Source organism: Streptomyces sp. RLA012 (genome assembly GCF_056270325.1).
On record NZ_JBWDPA010000002.1, the window covers coordinates 4,386,149 to 4,401,765 of the forward strand.

Annotated in this window: 12 protein-coding genes; 5 read left to right on the top strand and 7 right to left on the bottom strand. The window is 71.9% G+C overall.

The window, feature by feature from the left end; all coding sequences use genetic code 11:
* Positions 1–286 precede the first annotated feature (286 nt).
* Positions 287–2,059, top strand: coding sequence for an acetyl/propionyl/methylcrotonyl-CoA carboxylase subunit alpha (locus RV986_RS19780; RefSeq protein ID WP_475918690.1), 1,773 nt, complete (start codon positions 287–289; stop codon positions 2,057–2,059).
* Between the two features lie 148 nt (positions 2,060–2,207).
* Here RV986_RS19780 and RV986_RS19785 read toward each other — a convergent pair whose 3' ends face one another.
* The 3 genes from RV986_RS19785 to RV986_RS19795 form a co-directional block, all read right to left on the bottom strand.
* A complete protein-coding gene (locus tag RV986_RS19785; RefSeq protein ID WP_475918691.1) occupies positions 2,208–3,440 on the bottom strand; it encodes an AI-2E family transporter in 1,233 nt (410 codons plus the stop codon).
* A 336-nt stretch (positions 3,441–3,776) separates the two neighbouring features.
* Positions 3,777–4,739, bottom strand: coding sequence for a DeoR/GlpR family DNA-binding transcription regulator (locus tag RV986_RS19790; protein ID WP_099920958.1), 963 nt, complete (start codon positions 4,737–4,739; stop codon positions 3,777–3,779).
* Between the two features lie 167 nt (positions 4,740–4,906).
* The gene (locus tag RV986_RS19795; RefSeq protein WP_475918692.1) at positions 4,907–6,355 is read right to left on the bottom strand and encodes an NAD(P)H-quinone dehydrogenase; all 1,449 of its coding nucleotides are present in this window, start codon (positions 6,353–6,355) and stop codon (positions 4,907–4,909) included.
* Between the two features lie 107 nt (positions 6,356–6,462).
* Here RV986_RS19795 and RV986_RS19800 point away from each other — a divergent pair, with 107 nt between their 5' ends.
* The 4 genes from RV986_RS19800 (at position 6,463) to RV986_RS19815 (ending at position 11,030) form a co-directional block, all read left to right on the top strand.
* Positions 6,463–6,900: a gamma-glutamylcyclotransferase family protein gene (locus tag RV986_RS19800; RefSeq protein ID WP_261689046.1), complete on the top strand. Its 438-nt coding sequence runs from the start codon at positions 6,463–6,465 to the stop codon at positions 6,898–6,900.
* Between the two features lie 159 nt (positions 6,901–7,059).
* Positions 7,060–7,884 (top strand): purine-nucleoside phosphorylase, encoded by an 825-nt coding sequence (locus tag RV986_RS19805; RefSeq protein ID WP_475918693.1) that lies wholly within the window; start codon positions 7,060–7,062, stop codon positions 7,882–7,884.
* A 60-nt stretch (positions 7,885–7,944) separates the two neighbouring features.
* Positions 7,945–9,603: a phospho-sugar mutase gene (locus RV986_RS19810; protein ID WP_475918694.1), complete on the top strand. Its 1,659-nt coding sequence runs from the start codon at positions 7,945–7,947 to the stop codon at positions 9,601–9,603.
* Positions 9,604–9,917: 314 nt separating this feature from the next.
* Positions 9,918–11,030 carry a hypothetical protein gene (locus tag RV986_RS19815; protein WP_475924339.1) on the top strand — a complete coding sequence of 371 codons (1,113 nt, stop codon included), beginning with the start codon at positions 9,918–9,920 and terminating at the stop codon, positions 11,028–11,030.
* Between the two features lie 311 nt (positions 11,031–11,341).
* Here RV986_RS19815 and RV986_RS19820 read toward each other — a convergent pair whose 3' ends face one another.
* The 4 genes from RV986_RS19820 to RV986_RS19835 all read right to left on the bottom strand — a co-directional run bounded on the left by RV986_RS19820 (position 11,342) and on the right by RV986_RS19835 (position 15,612).
* Positions 11,342–12,697: a lytic transglycosylase domain-containing protein gene (locus RV986_RS19820; RefSeq protein ID WP_475918695.1), complete on the bottom strand. Its 1,356-nt coding sequence runs from the start codon at positions 12,695–12,697 to the stop codon at positions 11,342–11,344.
* 376 nt (positions 12,698–13,073) lie between these two features.
* Positions 13,074–13,793, bottom strand: coding sequence for a hypothetical protein (locus RV986_RS19825; protein ID WP_475924340.1), 720 nt, complete (start codon positions 13,791–13,793; stop codon positions 13,074–13,076).
* A gap of 123 nt (positions 13,794–13,916) precedes the next feature.
* Entirely contained in the window at positions 13,917–14,876 is a 960-nt protein-coding gene (locus RV986_RS19830) for a helix-turn-helix domain-containing protein (protein ID WP_475918696.1), read from the bottom strand.
* Positions 14,877–15,021: 145 nt separating this feature from the next.
* Positions 15,022–15,612 carry an ATP-binding protein gene (locus RV986_RS19835; RefSeq protein WP_475918697.1) on the bottom strand — a complete coding sequence of 197 codons (591 nt, stop codon included), beginning with the start codon at positions 15,610–15,612 and terminating at the stop codon, positions 15,022–15,024.
* Positions 15,613–15,617: the final 5 nt, after the last annotated feature.

A 15,617-nucleotide genomic window follows, 5' to 3' on the forward strand; every position in this document is an offset into this window, starting at 1 on the left:
TAAACGCCGGGACAAGGGTTCCGCCGCGGGCAAAGAATCATTGGGCCATTCGTAGGGACTCCACAAAGAAACGCTGTGCGGCGCGGCACTGCCACACAGAGACCTTGACCACACAGGAGGGCTAGGGTTCAGGCAAGGATTCCTGCGTGCCGCGGTGTGACAAGGGATCTCGCGGGTCGAGCGCGCCTCGAATCACGCTCCGTGTGGGCAAGCTCACCATTGGGGACGGGTCGAAAGGTCGTGTCGGCAGTCCCTAAACTCGGCTTGTTTCAAGGAGGGAGCCATCGTGCGCAAGGTGCTCATCGCCAACCGTGGCGAAATCGCTGTCCGCGTGGCCCGGGCGTGCCGGGATGCCGGGATCGCGAGCGTTGCCGTATATGCGGAACCAGATCGGGACGCTCTGCATGTCCGGGCGGCGGACGAGGCGTTCGCCCTGGGCGGTGACACCCCGGCCACCAGCTATCTGGACATCGCCAAGGTGCTCCAGGCCGCCAAGGACTCCGGCGCGGACGCCATCCACCCCGGATACGGCTTCCTGTCCGAGAACGCCGAGTTCGCCCAGGCGGTCCTGGACACCGGGCTGACCTGGATCGGCCCGCCCCCGCAGGCCATCCGCGACCTCGGCGACAAGGTCGCCGCCCGGCACATCGCCCAGCGTGCCGGCGCCCCCCTCGTCGCCGGCACCCCCGACCCGGTCTCCGGCGCCGACGAGGTCGTCGCCTTCGCCCGGGAACACGGCCTGCCGATCGCGATCAAGGCGGCCTTCGGCGGCGGCGGACGCGGTCTGAAAGTCGCCCGCACCCTCGAAGAGGTCCCCGAGCTGTACGAGTCCGCCGTCCGCGAGGCCGTCGCCGCCTTCGGCCGCGGCGAATGCTTCGTCGAGCGCTACCTCGACCAGCCCCGCCACGTCGAGACCCAGTGCCTGGCCGACACCCACGGCAACGTCGTCGTCGTGTCGACGCGTGACTGTTCGCTGCAGCGCCGCCACCAGAAGCTCGTCGAGGAGGCCCCCGCCCCCTTCCTGTCCGACGAACAGGTCGCGGAGCTGTACTCCTCCTCCAAGGCGATCCTGAAGGAAGCCGGCTACGTCGGCGCCGGCACCGTCGAGTTCCTCGTCGGCACGGACGGCACGATCTCCTTCCTGGAGGTCAACACCCGACTCCAGGTCGAGCACCCCGTCACCGAGGAAGTCGCCGGGATCGACCTCGTCCGCGAGATGTTCCGCATCGCCGACGGCGAACCACTCGGCTACAGCGACCCCACCCTGCGCGGCCACTCCTTCGAGTTCCGCATCAACGGCGAGGACCCGGGACGCAACTTCCTGCCCGCTCCCGGCACGGTGACGCTGTTCGCCCCGCCGTCGGGTCCGGGCGTCCGCCTGGACGCGGGCGTCGAGTCCGGCAGTGTCATCGGCCCGGCCTGGGACTCCCTCCTCGCCAAACTGATCGTCACCGGCGCCACCCGCGAGCAGGCCCTGCAGCGCGCCGCCCGCGCCCTGGCCGAGTTCCAGGTCGAGGGCATGGCGACCGCCATCCCGTTCCACCGCGCGGTGGTCCAGGACCCGGCCTTCGCTCCCGAACTGACCGGCTCCGCCGACCCGTTCACGGTCCACACCCGCTGGATCGAGACCGAGTTCGCCAACGAGATCCCCGCCTTCACGGCCCCCGCGGACACGGAGGCCGACGAGGAGCCGGGGCGCGAGACGGTCGTCGTCGAGGTCGGCGGCAAGCGCCTGGAGGTCTCGCTGCCCACCTCGCTGGGCATGTCCCTGGCCCGCACCGGCCTCGCCGCGGGCGCCAAGCCCAAGCGCCGCGCCGCCAAGAAGTCCGGGCCGGTCGCCTCCGGCGACACCCTCGCCTCGCCCATGCAGGGCACGATCGTCAAGGTCGCGGTCGAGGAGGGCCAGGAGGTCAACGAGGGCGACCTCGTCGTCGTCCTGGAGGCCATGAAGATGGAACAGCCCCTCAACGCCCACCGCTCCGGCACCATCAAGGGCCTCGCCGCCGAGGTCGGTGCGTCCATCACCTCCGGTGCCGCGATCTGTGAGATCAAGGACTGAGACAGGCAGACAGGTAGGCGGGTAGGTAGGCAGGTAGGCAAGGCAGGCACGGTCGTGTACGAAGCGCCCGGCGGACCGAAGAGTCGGTCCGCCGGGCGCTTCGGCGTTCCCCGACGCGGAGGGCGTCAAAAAGGTGGGTGCTCCTGTGTCAACCGGGTGAGCGGCCGGGGTGGTCCGGCGCGGGCGGGGCGCGCAGCGCACCGACCACGGACCAGGCGACCGACACCATCGGGACGGCCACGACCGCGCCGATCACCCCGGCGAGGATGCCACCCGCGATGACGGACAGGGCCACCACCACGGGATGCAGCCGGACCGCCCAGCTCAGCACCAGCGGGTGCAGCACATGCCCCTCGATCTGGCCGACGACCACGATCAGGGCGAGGACCAGGAGCGCGACCACCGGCCCCCGCGAGGCCAGCGCGACGACCGTGGCGACGGCCAGCGCGATGGGCGAGCCCACCAGCGGGATGAACGCGGCGAAGAACTCCAGCAGGGTCAGCGGCAGCGCCAGCGGCACGCGCAGCGCGAACAGGGCGATCCCGACCAGTACGGCATTGACGGCGGCCACGACGATGATGCCCCGCGTGTACCCGGCGAACGTCCGCCACGCCGCGTGTCCCGCGCGGCTCCACGGATCCCGTACGCCCTCCGGCAGCAGGCCCTGGAACCAGTGCCAGAACCTGTCCCCGGAATGAACGAAGAACAGGGAGCAGAACAGCGCGAGCACGGCTCCGGTGAGCACCTCCACCAACCGCCCCGCGCCGCTGAGCGCGCTGCTGATCAGTGTGGACCGGTGCTCCGAGATGAAGGCCATCACCTTGCCCTGAAGGTTCGTCAGCACGCTGTGGCGGACGCGGAAGGGCGGGGCCTCCAGCCACCGCTGGATGCGTCCGACGCCCCCGGCGAACTGCTGGCCCAACCGGTCCCATTCTCCGGCCACCAGACCGCCGACCAGCGCCAGCAGGCCCAGCAGCAGCACCAGGCTCCCCACCACGCTCAGCACGACCGCCAGCGGCCTGGGCAGCCGGCGGGCCAGCAGATCGGCCAGGGGACGCAGTACCGAGGTCACCACCAGGGCGAGGAAGAGCGCCACGGCGACCAGTTGCAGCCGGCCCAGGATCTTGAACGCCGCGTACACGGCGCCTCCGAGGACCAGCAGCCGCCATGCGTACGCCGCGGCCACCCGCAGCCCGTGGCGCACCAGGGGGCCGTCGCGGTCCTCGGCACGCCGCGTCGCCGCACCGGCCGTACGGGCCCGCGCCACCGCCCCGACCCCACGGGCGGGCCGGCTCCCCAGGACGACGTACCGCATCCGTCGCCGACGCGAACGGCGCGATCCGTCGTTCACCTGTGCGTCACCGCCTCCCGTCGTCGTCATGGACAGGGTGGGGGTGTGCGAGGAGACGTCGCAAGCCGGGACGAAGGGGGCAGAGAGGGGTGTGGCGTGATGCCCGCCCGGTGCGCCGGGGAAACGCGGCCGCGGTCCGGCGGAACGACCGTGCGCCTCATCACCCGGGCGGGTGAGCGGCGGCCCGGGTGGGCGGGTGCGTACCGCGAGGCGTACGACGGGATGTACCGCGCGACGCACTGCGCGACGTACTACGGGGCGCACTCGGGACGTACTCGGGACGTACTGACGTACTACGGGGCCCGAGCCGTGACCCGAGGCTCGGCCCCGTCACCGCCGAAGCGAACCGACCATGGCGCGGCGGTCTCAGCGGCGGCGCAAATCCGCTACCCGCGCCCGCTCTCCCGGGGACTGCTCGCCCAGAACGGTAGCGCTGCGCAACTGCGGTCCCGCACCCGGCACTTGACCGCGTCGCGGACCGGGGAGCGGCATGTCCCGGCGCGACTGACGCCCCGCCGGGACCGTGTCTCCTCCGGTGCCGCCGCCCGACTGCCCGGCCACCGCGATCTGTACGCCCTGGTCCGCCAGGGCCTGCAGTTCGGTGACCGCGCGGTCGTCGTGCGCGGGCGGCTCGTCCGTGACCAGTCGGGTGATCAGATCGGTCGGCACCGTCTGGAACATGGTGTCGGTGCCCAGCTTGGTGTGGTCGGCGAGGACCACGACCTCCGCGGCGGCCTGCACCAACGCGCGGTCGACGGACGCCGACAGCATGTTGGACGTGGACAGGCCGCGCTCGGCGGTCAGCCCACTGCCGGAGAGGAAGGCCCGCGAGACCCGCAGCCCCTGGAGGGACTGCTCGGCGCCGCTGCCCACCAGGGCGTAGTTGGAACCGCGCAGGGTGCCGCCGGTCATCACGACCTCGACGCGGTTGGCATGGGCCAGTGCCTGGGCCACCAGCAGGGAGTTGGTGACGACGGTCAGCCCGGGCACCCGCGCGAGCCGGCGCGCCAGCTCCTGTGTGGTGGTACCCGCCCCCACCACGATGGCCTCGCCCTCTTCGACGAGACCCGCGGCGAGATCGGCGATGGCCGTCTTCTCGGCGGTCGCGAGATGCGATTTCTGCGGAAAGCCGGACTCCCGCGTGAACCCGCCCGGCAATACCGCACCGCCATGCCGGCGGTCGAGGAGTCCTTCTGCCTCCAGTGCGCGCACGTCCCGCCGTACGGTCACTTCGGAGGTCTGGACGACGCGGGCGAGCTCACGGAGCGACACGGCCCCGTTCGCTCGCACCATTTCGAGGATCAATTGGCGACGTTCTGCAGCGAACACGAAACTGACAGTAACCCCAACGACCGTCTGCTTTCAGCAGTTTGCGCCGAATAACAGAAGTTGTTCGCACGGCAGTACGTGAAGTGGTATACGCGTCTACTCGCGCCGCCCATGCCGTACGCATGGTCGACAACCCCCCGTGACCAGCGGGAAGTCGGGGCGGGACGTCAGCCTTCGTCGCCCGCCTTGCGCGTGTGCAACTGCCGTGCCACCTCGGCGATCGAGCCCGAAAGGGAGGGGTACACGGTGAACGCGTTCGCGATCTGTTCGACCGTCAGATTGTTGTCGACCGCGATCGAGATGGGATGGATCAGTTCCGAGGCGCGCGGCGCGACGACCACGCCGCCGACGATGATCCCGGTGCCGGGGCGGCAGAAGATCTTGACGAAGCCGTCCCGGATGCCCTGCATCTTGGCGCGCGGGTTGCGCAGCAGGGGCAGCTTGACGACCCGGGCGTCGATCTTGCCCGCGTCGACGTCGGCCTGCGAGTAACCGACGGTGGCGATCTCGGGGTCGGTGAAGACGTTGGACGAGACCGTCTTCAGGTTCAGCGGAGCGACCGCGTCGCCCAGGAAGTGGTACATGGCGATACGTCCCTGCATCGCCGCGACGGAGGCGAGGGCGAAGATGCCGGTCACGTCACCGGCGGCGTACACGCCCGGGGCGGTGGTCCTGGAGACCTTGTCGGTCCAGATGTGCCCGGAGTCCCTGACCCTGACCCCGGCCTCCTCCAGGCCCATGCCGCTGCTGTTCGGGATGGCGCCGACGGCCATCAGACAGTGCGAGCCGCTGATGACCCGGCCGTCCGAGAGCGTGACCTCGACCCGGTCCCCGACCCGCTTGGCGGACTCGGCACGGGAGCGGGCCATGACGTTCATGCCGCGGCGGCGGAACACGTCCTCCAGGACGGCGGCGGCGTCCGGGTCCTCGCCCGGCAGCACCCGGTCGCGGCTGGAGACGAGCGTCACACGCGACCCGAGCGCCTGGTAGGCGCCGGCGAACTCGGCGCCGGTGACACCGGACCCGACCACGATGAGTTCTTCCGGGAGCTCGTCGAGGTCGTAGACCTGCGTCCAGTTCAGAATCCGCTCGCCGTCCGGCTGCGCGTCGGGCAGCTCCCGCGGATGCCCGCCCGTGGCGATCAGCACGGCATCGGCGACGAGCGTCTCCTCGGTCCCGTCCGCGGCCCGTACGACGACCTTGCGCGAGCCGTCCAGGGACTGCATGCCCGCCAGCCGCCCACGCCCGCGCAGCACCCGCGCGCCGGCCCGGGTCACGGAGGCCGTGATGTCGTGCGACTGCGCGAGCGCGAGCCGCTTCACACGCCGGTTGACCTTCCCGAGGTCGACGCCGACGACCCGGGCCGCCTGCTCCGCGGGAGGGGTGTCGTCGGCGACGATGATCCCCAGCTCCTCGTACGCCGAGTCGAAGGTGGTCATCACCTCGGCCGTCGCGATAAGGGTCTTCGACGGCACACAGTCGGTGAGCACCGACGCCCCGCCCAGACCGTCGCAGTCGACGACGGTCACCTCCGCGCCGAGCTGGGCGGCAACCAGCGCCGCCTCATATCCGCCGGGTCCGCCACCGATGATCACGATCCGAGTCACGTACTCCATTGTCCCGCACGCTTCAAGGTACTTCCGCCCGGGGGGCCGCGCCCCGTCCATCCGAGCTCCTTCTGTTACGCAAGAGGCGTACGTGTCGCTGCCGTACCCTCGACCCCATGTCGCTCTACGCCGCGTACGCCGGCAATCTCGACCCGCGGCTCATGACGCGCCGCGCCCCGCACTCGCCGCTGCGCGCCACGGGCTGGCTGAACGGCTGGCGGCTGACGTTCGGGGGCGAGCACATGGGCTGGGAGGGCGCGCTGGCGACCCTCGTCGAGGCGCCCCGCTCCCAGGTCTTCGTCGCGCTGTACGACATCGCCCCGCTGGACGAGGACTCCATGGACCGCTGGGAGGGCGTGGGCCTCGACATCTACCGCCGGATGCGCGTACGGGTGCACACGCTGGAGGGCGAGGAGCCCGCGTGGGTGTACGTACTCAACGGGTACGAGGGCGGACTCCCCTCCGCGCGCTACCTCGGCGAGCTCGCCGACGCGGCGGAGTCGGCGGGGGCGCCGCACGACTACGTGATGGAACTCCGCAAGCGCCCTTGCTGAGGACGCCCTCACCCGACGGTCCTCCCCAGATCCTCCTCGACTCCTCCCCAGGTCCGCCCCAGGTCCGCCCCAGCTCGTCCTCAACGACAAGACAACGATCGCAAGACGGTGACCTCCCTCATCTACGCGCGTAGGCCTGGACCAGCTACCCTCATGCGCGTGAACGCATCTCTTCTTCCGGACGACATCCAGGGCGACCCCTACGCCGCCGCCGACGCCGCCGCCACCCGCCTGCGGGAGCTCACGGGCGCCGAGACCCACGACGTCGCGCTCGTGATGGGCTCCGGCTGGGCTCCGGCCGTGGACGCCCTGGGCTCCCCCGAGGCCGAGTTCCAGGTCACCGAGCTGCCCGGGTTCCCCCCGCCGGCGGTCGAGGGACACGGCGGCAAGATCCGCTCGTACCGGATCGGCGACAAGCGGGCCCTGGTCTTCCTCGGCCGCACCCACTACTACGAGGGCCGCGGTGTCGCCGCCGTCGCGCACGGGGTCCGTACCGCCGTCGCCGCGGGCTGCAAGACCATCGTGCTCACCAACGGCTGCGGCGGTCTGCGCGAGGACATGCGCCCCGGCCAGCCGGTGCTGATCAGCGACCACATCAACCTGACGGCGACGTCTCCCATCGTCGGGGCGAACTTCGTCGACCTCACCGACCTGTACTCCCCGCGGCTGCGCGCCCTCTGCAAGGAGGTCGACCCCACCCTGGAGGAGGGCGTCTACGCGCAGTTCACCGGGCCGCACTACGAGACGCCGGCCGAGATCCGGATGGCCCGTGTCATCGGGGCGGACCTGGTGGGCATGTCGACCGTCCTCGAAGCCATCGCCGCGCGCGAGGCCGGTGCGGAGGTGCTGGGCATCTCCCTGGTCACCAACCTCGCGGCCGGTATGACGGGCGAGCCCCTCAACCACGAGGAGGTCCTCCAGGCGGGCCGCGACTCCGCCACCCGCATGGGCGCCCTCCTGACCCAGGTCCTGGACCGCCTGTAACCTTCCTCGCCCCCGCCCGGGTACACAGCAAGGCACCACCGACAGAGAGGTTCACCCGACGTGCAGGACGAACTCATCGCACGGGCCGAGGCGTGGCTCGCCGAGGACCCCGACCCGGAAACCCGCGAGGAACTCGCCAAGCTCATCGACACCAAGGACGTCACCGAGCTCACCGCACGCTTCAGCGGCACCCTCCAGTTCGGCACCGCCGGCCTCCGCGGCGAACTCGGCGCGGGCCCCATGCGCATGAACCGCGCGGTGGTCATCCGCGCCGCCGCGGGCCTGGCCGCGTACCTGAAGAAGCAGGGCGAGACGGACGGCCTGGTCGTCATCGGCTACGACGCCCGCCACAAGTCCGCCGACTTCGCCCGCGACACCGCCGCGGTGATGACGGGCGCGGGCCTGCGCGCCGCCGTGCTCCCCCGCCCCCTCCCCACCCCCGTGCTGGCGTACGCCATAAGGCACCTCGGCGCCGTGGCCGGCGTGGAGGTCACCGCCAGCCACAACCCGCCCCGCGACAACGGCTACAAGGTCTACCTGGGCGAGGGTTCGCAGATCGTCCCGCCCGCGGACGCCGAGATCGCCGCCGAGATCGCCGCCGTCGCCGGGCTCGCGGACGTCCCCCGCCCCGACACCGGCTGGGAAACCCTCGACGAGGGCGTCCTGAACGCCTATCTGGCCCGCACCGACGCCGTACTCACCCAGGACTCCCCCCGCACCGCCCGCACGGTCTACACGGCGATGCACGGCGTCGGCAAGGACGTCCTGCTCGCCGCCTTCGCCCGGGCCGGCTTCCCGGAGCCCGTGCTCGTCGCCGAGCAGGCCGAACCGGACCCGGACTTCCCGACCGTCGCCTTCCCGAACCCGGAAGAGCCCGGCGCGATGGACCTCGCCTTCGCGAAGGCCCGCGAGACGGACCCCGACCTGATCATCGCCAACGACCCGGACGCGGACCGTTGCGCGGTGGCGGTGAAGGAAGGCAGGGAAGCAGGGGAAGGAGGGGAAGGAGGGGACTGGCGGATGCTGCGCGGCGACGAGGTCGGCGCACTGCTCGCCCAGCACCTGGTCGACCGCGGAGCGCGTGGCACCTTCGCCGAGTCGATCGTCTCCTCCTCCCTCCTCGGCCGGATCGCCGAGAAGGCGGGCCTGCCCTATGAGGAGACCCTCACCGGCTTCAAGTGGATCGCCCGTGTGGAGGGTCTGCGCTACGGCTACGAGGAGGCCCTCGGCTACTGCGTGGACCCGGACGGCGTACGCGACAAGGACGGCATCACCGCGGCCCTCCTGATCACGGAGCTGGCCTCCGAGCTCAAAGAACGCGGCCGCACCCTCCTCGACCTGCTCGACGACATCGCCGTGGCGCACGGCCTGCACGCCACCGACCAGCTCTCGGTGCGCGTCGAGGATCTGTCGATCATCGCGAACGCGATGCGCCGGCTGCGCGAGCGGCCCCCGACGCGGCTGGCGGGCCTGCCCATCACCGAGGCCGAGGACCTGACGCGGGGCACGGACCGGCTCCCGCCGACCGACGGGCTGCGCTACACGCTGGACGGCGCCCGCGTCATCGTCCGCCCCAGCGGCACCGAGCCGAAGCTGAAGTGCTACCTGGAGGTCGTGGTCCCGGTCGGCTCGCACGCGGAGCTGCCCGCGGCCCACGCGAAGGCCGCCGAGCTGCTGACGGCGATCAAGCGGGACCTGTCGGCGGCGGCCGGCCTCTGACCCACCGGCCCCCGGGACTCCCGCAGACCGGGACTCCCGCGGGCCCGGGGCTCAGCCCCTTACGGGTGATTTCCGCCCGGCAGTTGACGCAGCGCTCCGGTGCGCCACCGTCCGACCGAGGAACGGTTGGCGGTAGCGCACCGCCGAGCCCCAGGAGCTGCCGCGTGTCCTCGACCGCTTCCCGGCCGACATCCGCCCCACCCCGGAACGCCCCCGGCGAACTCCCCGCGAACACGAGTTCGGGCACGAATTCGGACACGGAGACGAGTTCGGGCACGAGTACGAGTTCGAGCACGAGTACGGCCACAGGCGTCCTGTGCGCCCTCCGTACCCACCTGCGCCGGGCCGCCCCCGCCCTCCTCGCCTACGCGGCCGTACATCTCGTGGGCCTGCTGCTGCTCACCCGCTGGGCGCACCACCAGCACCACGGCGTCTGGCCGATGCTGGCCACGCAGTGGGACGCGGGCTGGTACCTGGGCATCGCCGAGCACGGCTACACCCCTCATCTGGGGACCCGGTACGACGCGAACAACCTCGCCTTCTTCCCGCTGTACCCGTTCCTGGTCAAGGCGGTCGCGGTCCTGACCCCGGGCACGCGCGCGACGACGGGCCTGGCGCTCTCGGTCGCCGCCTCCTTCCTCGCGGCGTGGGGAGTCTTCGCCGTCGGCGACCACCTCCACGGCCGCCGCGTGGCCGTGCTCCTGACGGTTCTGTGGGCGGCCCTCCCGGTCGGCCTGGTCCAGTGGATGGGCTATACGGAGTCCCTGTTCACGGCGTTCGCCGCCTGGTCGCTGTACGCGGTGCTCACCGGCCACCGGCTCTGGGCGGCCGGCCTGGCGGCGCTGGCGGGCCTGACCCGTCCGACGGGCATCGCGGTGGCGGCCGCGGTCAGCGTCACGGCCCTGCTCTCCCTGCGGCAGCGGTTCTCGCCCCGTGCTCTCGCGGCCGCCGCCCTCGCTCCGGCGGGCTGGCTCGCGTACGTCGGCTGGGTGGGCCTGCGCCTGGGCCGCTGGGACGGCTACTTCGCCGTGCAGCGGCTGTGGCACAACGAGTGGGACGGCGGTGCGGAGACCCTGCGCCGTATGCGGCAGGTACTGGCGCACGGCTCCCGGCCGGAACTCTTCCTGGTGATGGTGACGGTCACGCTGATCGTGTCCGTGGTCCTCTACGCCCTCTGCGCCTGGGACCGCCAGCCACTCCCCCTGCTGGTCTTCACCGGCGTCCTGCTCCTGATCGTCCTGGGCAGCGGCGGCGTCTACTTCCCCCGCGCCCGCTTCCTCCTCCCGGGCTTCCCGCTCCTGCTGCCCCTGGCCCTCCACCTGGCCCGCGCCTCATGCCGCTTCCGTACGCTCGCCCTGACGGCGGCGGTGCTGGGTTCGGCGTACTGCGGCGCGTACATGGTGCTGGTGTGGCCGAGCGCACCCTGAGCGGGCATCCGTACGGCAACGGCCTTCGATCCGAGGGTTCCTCGATCCGAACGGTTCGTCGATCCGAACGTTCGTCGATTCACGGGGAGTTGGGCTGTCGCATGCTCCTCGGCTGCCTGCTCCGTCCCCGCGCGTCTCACGCTGGAGGGAAGTGCGGATGTGCTCCTCGCCCCCCTTGGACGCATCCTCCACCAGGTGTCCCGCGCCCCCTTCACCACGAGAAGCGGGACGCCGCGCATGGGCCGGACACGGGGTTCAGCCCGCCCCCCAGGCAACTGAACCCCGTGTCGGGTCACCCACGTGGAGCCCGCTCAGCCCATGGACGCCGCAGCGATGGCCTCGGCCGTGCCGGTCCCCGCCGAGTCCGGGGCGGCGCTGTCGGACGGGGTGGAATCAGGGGTCTCCGTGGGCGTGGGGGACGCCGTCTCGCCGGGGCTCTCCGAGGCACCGGCCGAGGGCTCGGGGGCCGTGGAGCTCTCCGAGGGGACGGGCTCGGTGCCGCCGTCGGGGGCGGTCGCCCCGGGGGTCCCGGTGGGAGTCGCCGTGGGGGTTTCGCTGGGGGTCGGCTCCGGGGCCGCGGTGGGGCTCGCGGACGGGGAGGCCGAGGAGGACGGGGAGGACGGCGAGGGGGATGCCGGCGGGGTGGGCACGGCGGGCGACTGGGTGGCACCGGCGCCGGGCGTGTGGTGGCCGGAGGCGTCGCCGTCCGTGCCCGCGTTCCCGCCGCCCACCTCACGCACCGGCTGCGTGGCCGGGGTGTCGCTGCCCGCCCCCGGGCTCCTCGGGACGACCCCCGTGCCGTCGGGGACGGTGTGCACCCCGCGGAGGTAGAACTCCATCCAGCCGAGGACGAGGTTGAGGTAGTCGCGCGAGTAGTTGTAGCTGAGGATCGCCCGCTCCAGGCCCGCCGAGGTGCCCAGGTCGCGCTCGCCGGCGCACAGGTAGTGACCCGCGGCCAGGGCGGCGTCGTAGACGTTGTTGGGGTTCGCGGTGCCGTCGCCGTTGCCGTCCGCGCCCCAGGTCTTCCAGGTGCTCGGCAGGAACTGCATGGGGCCCACGGCCCGGTCGTGGACCACGTCGCCGTCCCAGGCGCCGTGGTCGCTGTCGAGGATCAGGGCGAAGCCGTTGCCGTCGAGGGCGGGACCGGTGATCCGGGTGAGGGTGTCGCCGTTGGCGGCGACGGCGCCGCCGCCCGCGTGCCCCGACTCGACCTTCCCTATCGCCGCGAGCAGTTCCCAGCGCAGCCCACAGCCCGGGTCGGTGCGCCCGACGGAGGCCGCGGCCTGCCGGTAGGCGGCGAACACGCTCGCCGGCAGCCCGGCCTCGGCCGCGGCGTGCTGCGCGGAGGACCCCACGGCCTTCTCGCCCCACACCTTCCCGGCGGCCGACACACCTTTCAGCGGCGGCAGTTCGACGTGGTAGGAGTTGTCGCCCTGCGAGGGGACGTCGGGGAGCGGGGTGTCGGGGGCCACGAATCCGCCGGGGACGCTCAAGCCGTCGCCCACCGGGGACGCGGCGGCACCGGCGGACCCCGGCGCCTGGGAACCGGCGGTGAGCAGGGCGGTGGCGACGGTGGCGGCCGTGGCGACGACGGTGGCACGCAGGCCGCGCCGGGTACGCAGCCGTGCGCCCACGCGGCGCAGCGGGCGGGTGAGCGGACGGGACATGCGGACACTCCTGACCATCGGGACTTCGGTGGCGCACGGGGTCTGAGGTGTCAGTTCCGGTTACCGCGCCCGACGCTAGGCAGCCCGCGACGGCTCCGGGACGCCTGGCGGCCTCCGAGGGGCTAAGGGGAGGTGAACACCTTGGGTGCTTGACGGAGTGTCACACGGGTGGAGCAGTTGAGGGCCTTGACCGGGGCCGCATGTGACTGAGGGTCAGTGCGTGCGGCGCCTGCCGGCGGCGCGGCGCGCATGTGCGGTGCGCCGCGCGCGGCGGGGTGCGGATGCGGGGGGGCGGGCGTTCGTGGTCGGGCCGGAGTGACGAGGCGCTGCGCGCGAAGTAGGTGAAGCGCCGGGACGCCCCTCCGGCCGACCACGGCTACTCGGATTCGAAGATCTCTTCGACGGAGGCGGCGGTGACGGCACGCCGGAGCCAGCGGCGCAGGATCTCGGGGTCGCCGCAGCCGGTGATGCGCTCACGGGCGTCCTCGGGGACGTCGATGCCACGCACCGTCAGGACGGCCAGGACGTCCTCGGCGGCGCGTCGCACCTCGCCCAGTGCCCGGCCCTCTGCCCGGCCCTCTGCCCGGCCTTCGTCGCGGATTTCTTCGGAGAGGGGCGACTTGTAGAAAGACAGGTCCACGGCCACCAGTTTCCTCCAGAGTTCTGCGGCTGGGTGCTTGCCCATGCCTTGTGCGATGAGTTCGATGATCGGGCCGGTGAGGTGTTGCGGTGTGTCCCGCAACACCGTTGACACTGCTTTGAGTATGGCCCCGATGTCCGGATCCGTGACATGGGTGATCGCGGACAGCGTGGCGAGCGCGAGGTCCTTGCGGGCCTCGGCGGGGTCGGTGATCACCGGCATGTTGTGCGGACCCGCGACCAGGGGGCGCAGGGTGAGCAGAGGCCACTGGGGAGGGCCGAAGCGGACCGGACGCGCTGCCCATTCCGCGGTCGCGCGGTCCTGGCAGACGACCAGCAGCATGGGCTGCAGTCGGTACTTCTTGAGCAGATATGAGGCGTAGTACGCCCAGCTCGCGGGCTTGTCCGGGTCTTTCTTGCCCTGGGCCTCGACGGCGAGGAGAAGCGGCCGAAGCAGGTCTTGCGGTGAACGTAGGGGCCAACACCGCCTGGCATGAGCCCAGTTGACGATGTTCACCCGCACGAGTGAGCGTGGCTGTGAGTAGAGCTCCGGTGAAGGTCCGAGCTCCGGTCGGCTCCGTCAGGCAGCCGTGGGGGTGGGTTGCCGGAGCTCGCGGCAGTCGCGGCAGCGGCCGGGTTCGGGGGCGCGGAAGGCGCGGTCGCAGCCGCCGCAGTTCTGGAGCGGGTGCCGGGCGGTCGGCGGTGGGACGGGCGCACGGAACGGCGGTGGCGGGGGCGGGAGCAGGGCGGTGAGGCGGTGGGCCAGGAGGGCGGCCGGGCGGTACAGGGGGTCGGACGGCAGGTCGCTGGTCAGGGCGTGGCGTACGGCGGTGGGGGTGAGGTCGCGCTCCAGCCAGGCGGCGACGCCGGGGGCGAGGTGCTCGGCGTCGGTGGCGGAGAGGAGAAGGCGGGGGTCGTGGCGGCGCAAGCCGGCAAGGACATCGGTGGCCGTCCGGAGGAGGACGGGACTGGCGTACGCGGGCTGCGGTACGGCGGGGAGGGCGCGGCGCGGGGGGTTCTGCTGCGGTGCCGCCGCGCGGCGGGCCGGGGACTTGGGTGCCTCGGTCGTGGTGCTGTGTCGGCCCGGCTGGTTGTCGGTCGTGGCGCTGTGTCGGCCCGGCTGATGGTCGGTCGCGTCGCCATGTCGGCCCGGCTGATTGCAGGAGACGGTGCGGGTGACGATACGGCCGCTTTCGGTGCGCTCGCGGGTGCGGCGCAGGTAGCCCTGGGTCTCCAGTTCGCGCAGGGCGGCGGCGATACGGGTCACGCCCTCCGGAAATCGGGCGGCGAGGGTCTTGATGTCGACGCGGGCGCCGCCGGGCAGGGACTGGATGTGGACGGCGAGTCCGATGGCCAGCCCGGACAGCTCCGGGTGTTGGGCGAGGTGGTTGCCGATCACCGTGAAGCGGGTGGTGTGGCGGGTGTTGTCGTGGATCACGCCGCCCGGGTGGGGGTTCGTGCGGGCGTACCGGAGCGGGTGGTTTTCGCCCGTGCCACGGGTCTGGGCGTGCGGGGGCGCGCTAGGGTTCTTCGTATCCATCAGGAAGCCTCTTACTTCCTCGGTGGTCAGGCCCTCGCACTGGGATGCCAGTCCCGGCGAGGGCCGTCGCATGTCTGCGGTGGTGTGGTGTCGCGCTGAGCGTAGAGCAGCCGACCTGTCCCGAATCCAGCCGAGTTGGTGATGTTCACTCGCGCGAGTGAGCGTGCGCCGTGGTCGGGAGGGGTGGGGTTTGGTGCGGTTTCTTTCCCTCTTGTGTTCCTTCTTGTGTTCCTTGGGGAAGAGCACCGGCCGCACCGGAGCACACGCGGTCGGGTTCCGGTGCGCGGGCCGTTTCCGCTGCTCCCGTTCCTGGCGGCAGGTCGAGTTCGGCCCATACGGTCTTGCGAGGCACGGGGCCGAGTTCGACGCCCCAGCGGTCGGCGAAGGCTTCGACGAGGAGAAGGCCGCGTCCGGACTCACCGTCGGGGGAGGGTGGTTGGCGGCGCGGGAGGTCGTCGCCGCGCGTGTCCGTCACCTCGATACGGAGGGTCTCGCTGCGCGCCAGGACCACGAGCCGGAAGTCCCGTCCGGGGAGACGTCCGTGGGTGGCGGCGTTCGCGGCGAGCTCGGCCACCAGGTGCTCCGCGGTCTCCGTGATGCCGTACGGCAGGCCCCAGGTGCGCAGCCACTCGACGGCGAGGAGCCGGGCGAGGCGGGCGCCGCGTGGCGTGGGGGACAGCAGGACGCTGAAGTGACGTGCCGAAGTGTGGAATTGGGTGGACTTTTTCTGGTTCACGTCAC

Bases quoted from the DNA above. Each gene is read 5' to 3' on its own strand.
- RV986_RS19830 (WP_475918696.1), bottom strand. From the start codon at position 14,876: ATGGATACGAAGAACCCTAGCGCGCCCCCGCACGCCCAGACCCGTGGC.
- RV986_RS19785 (WP_475918691.1), bottom strand. From the start codon at position 3,440: ATGACGACGACGGGAGGCGGTGACGCACAGGTGAACGACGGATCGCGC.
- RV986_RS19795 (WP_475918692.1), bottom strand. From the start codon at position 6,355: ATGGAGTACGTGACTCGGATCGTGATCATCGGTGGCGGACCCGGCGGA.
- RV986_RS19800 (WP_261689046.1), top strand. From the start codon at position 6,463: ATGTCGCTCTACGCCGCGTACGCCGGCAATCTCGACCCGCGGCTCATG.
- RV986_RS19820 (WP_475918695.1), bottom strand. From the start codon at position 12,697: ATGTCCCGTCCGCTCACCCGCCCGCTGCGCCGCGTGGGCGCACGGCTG.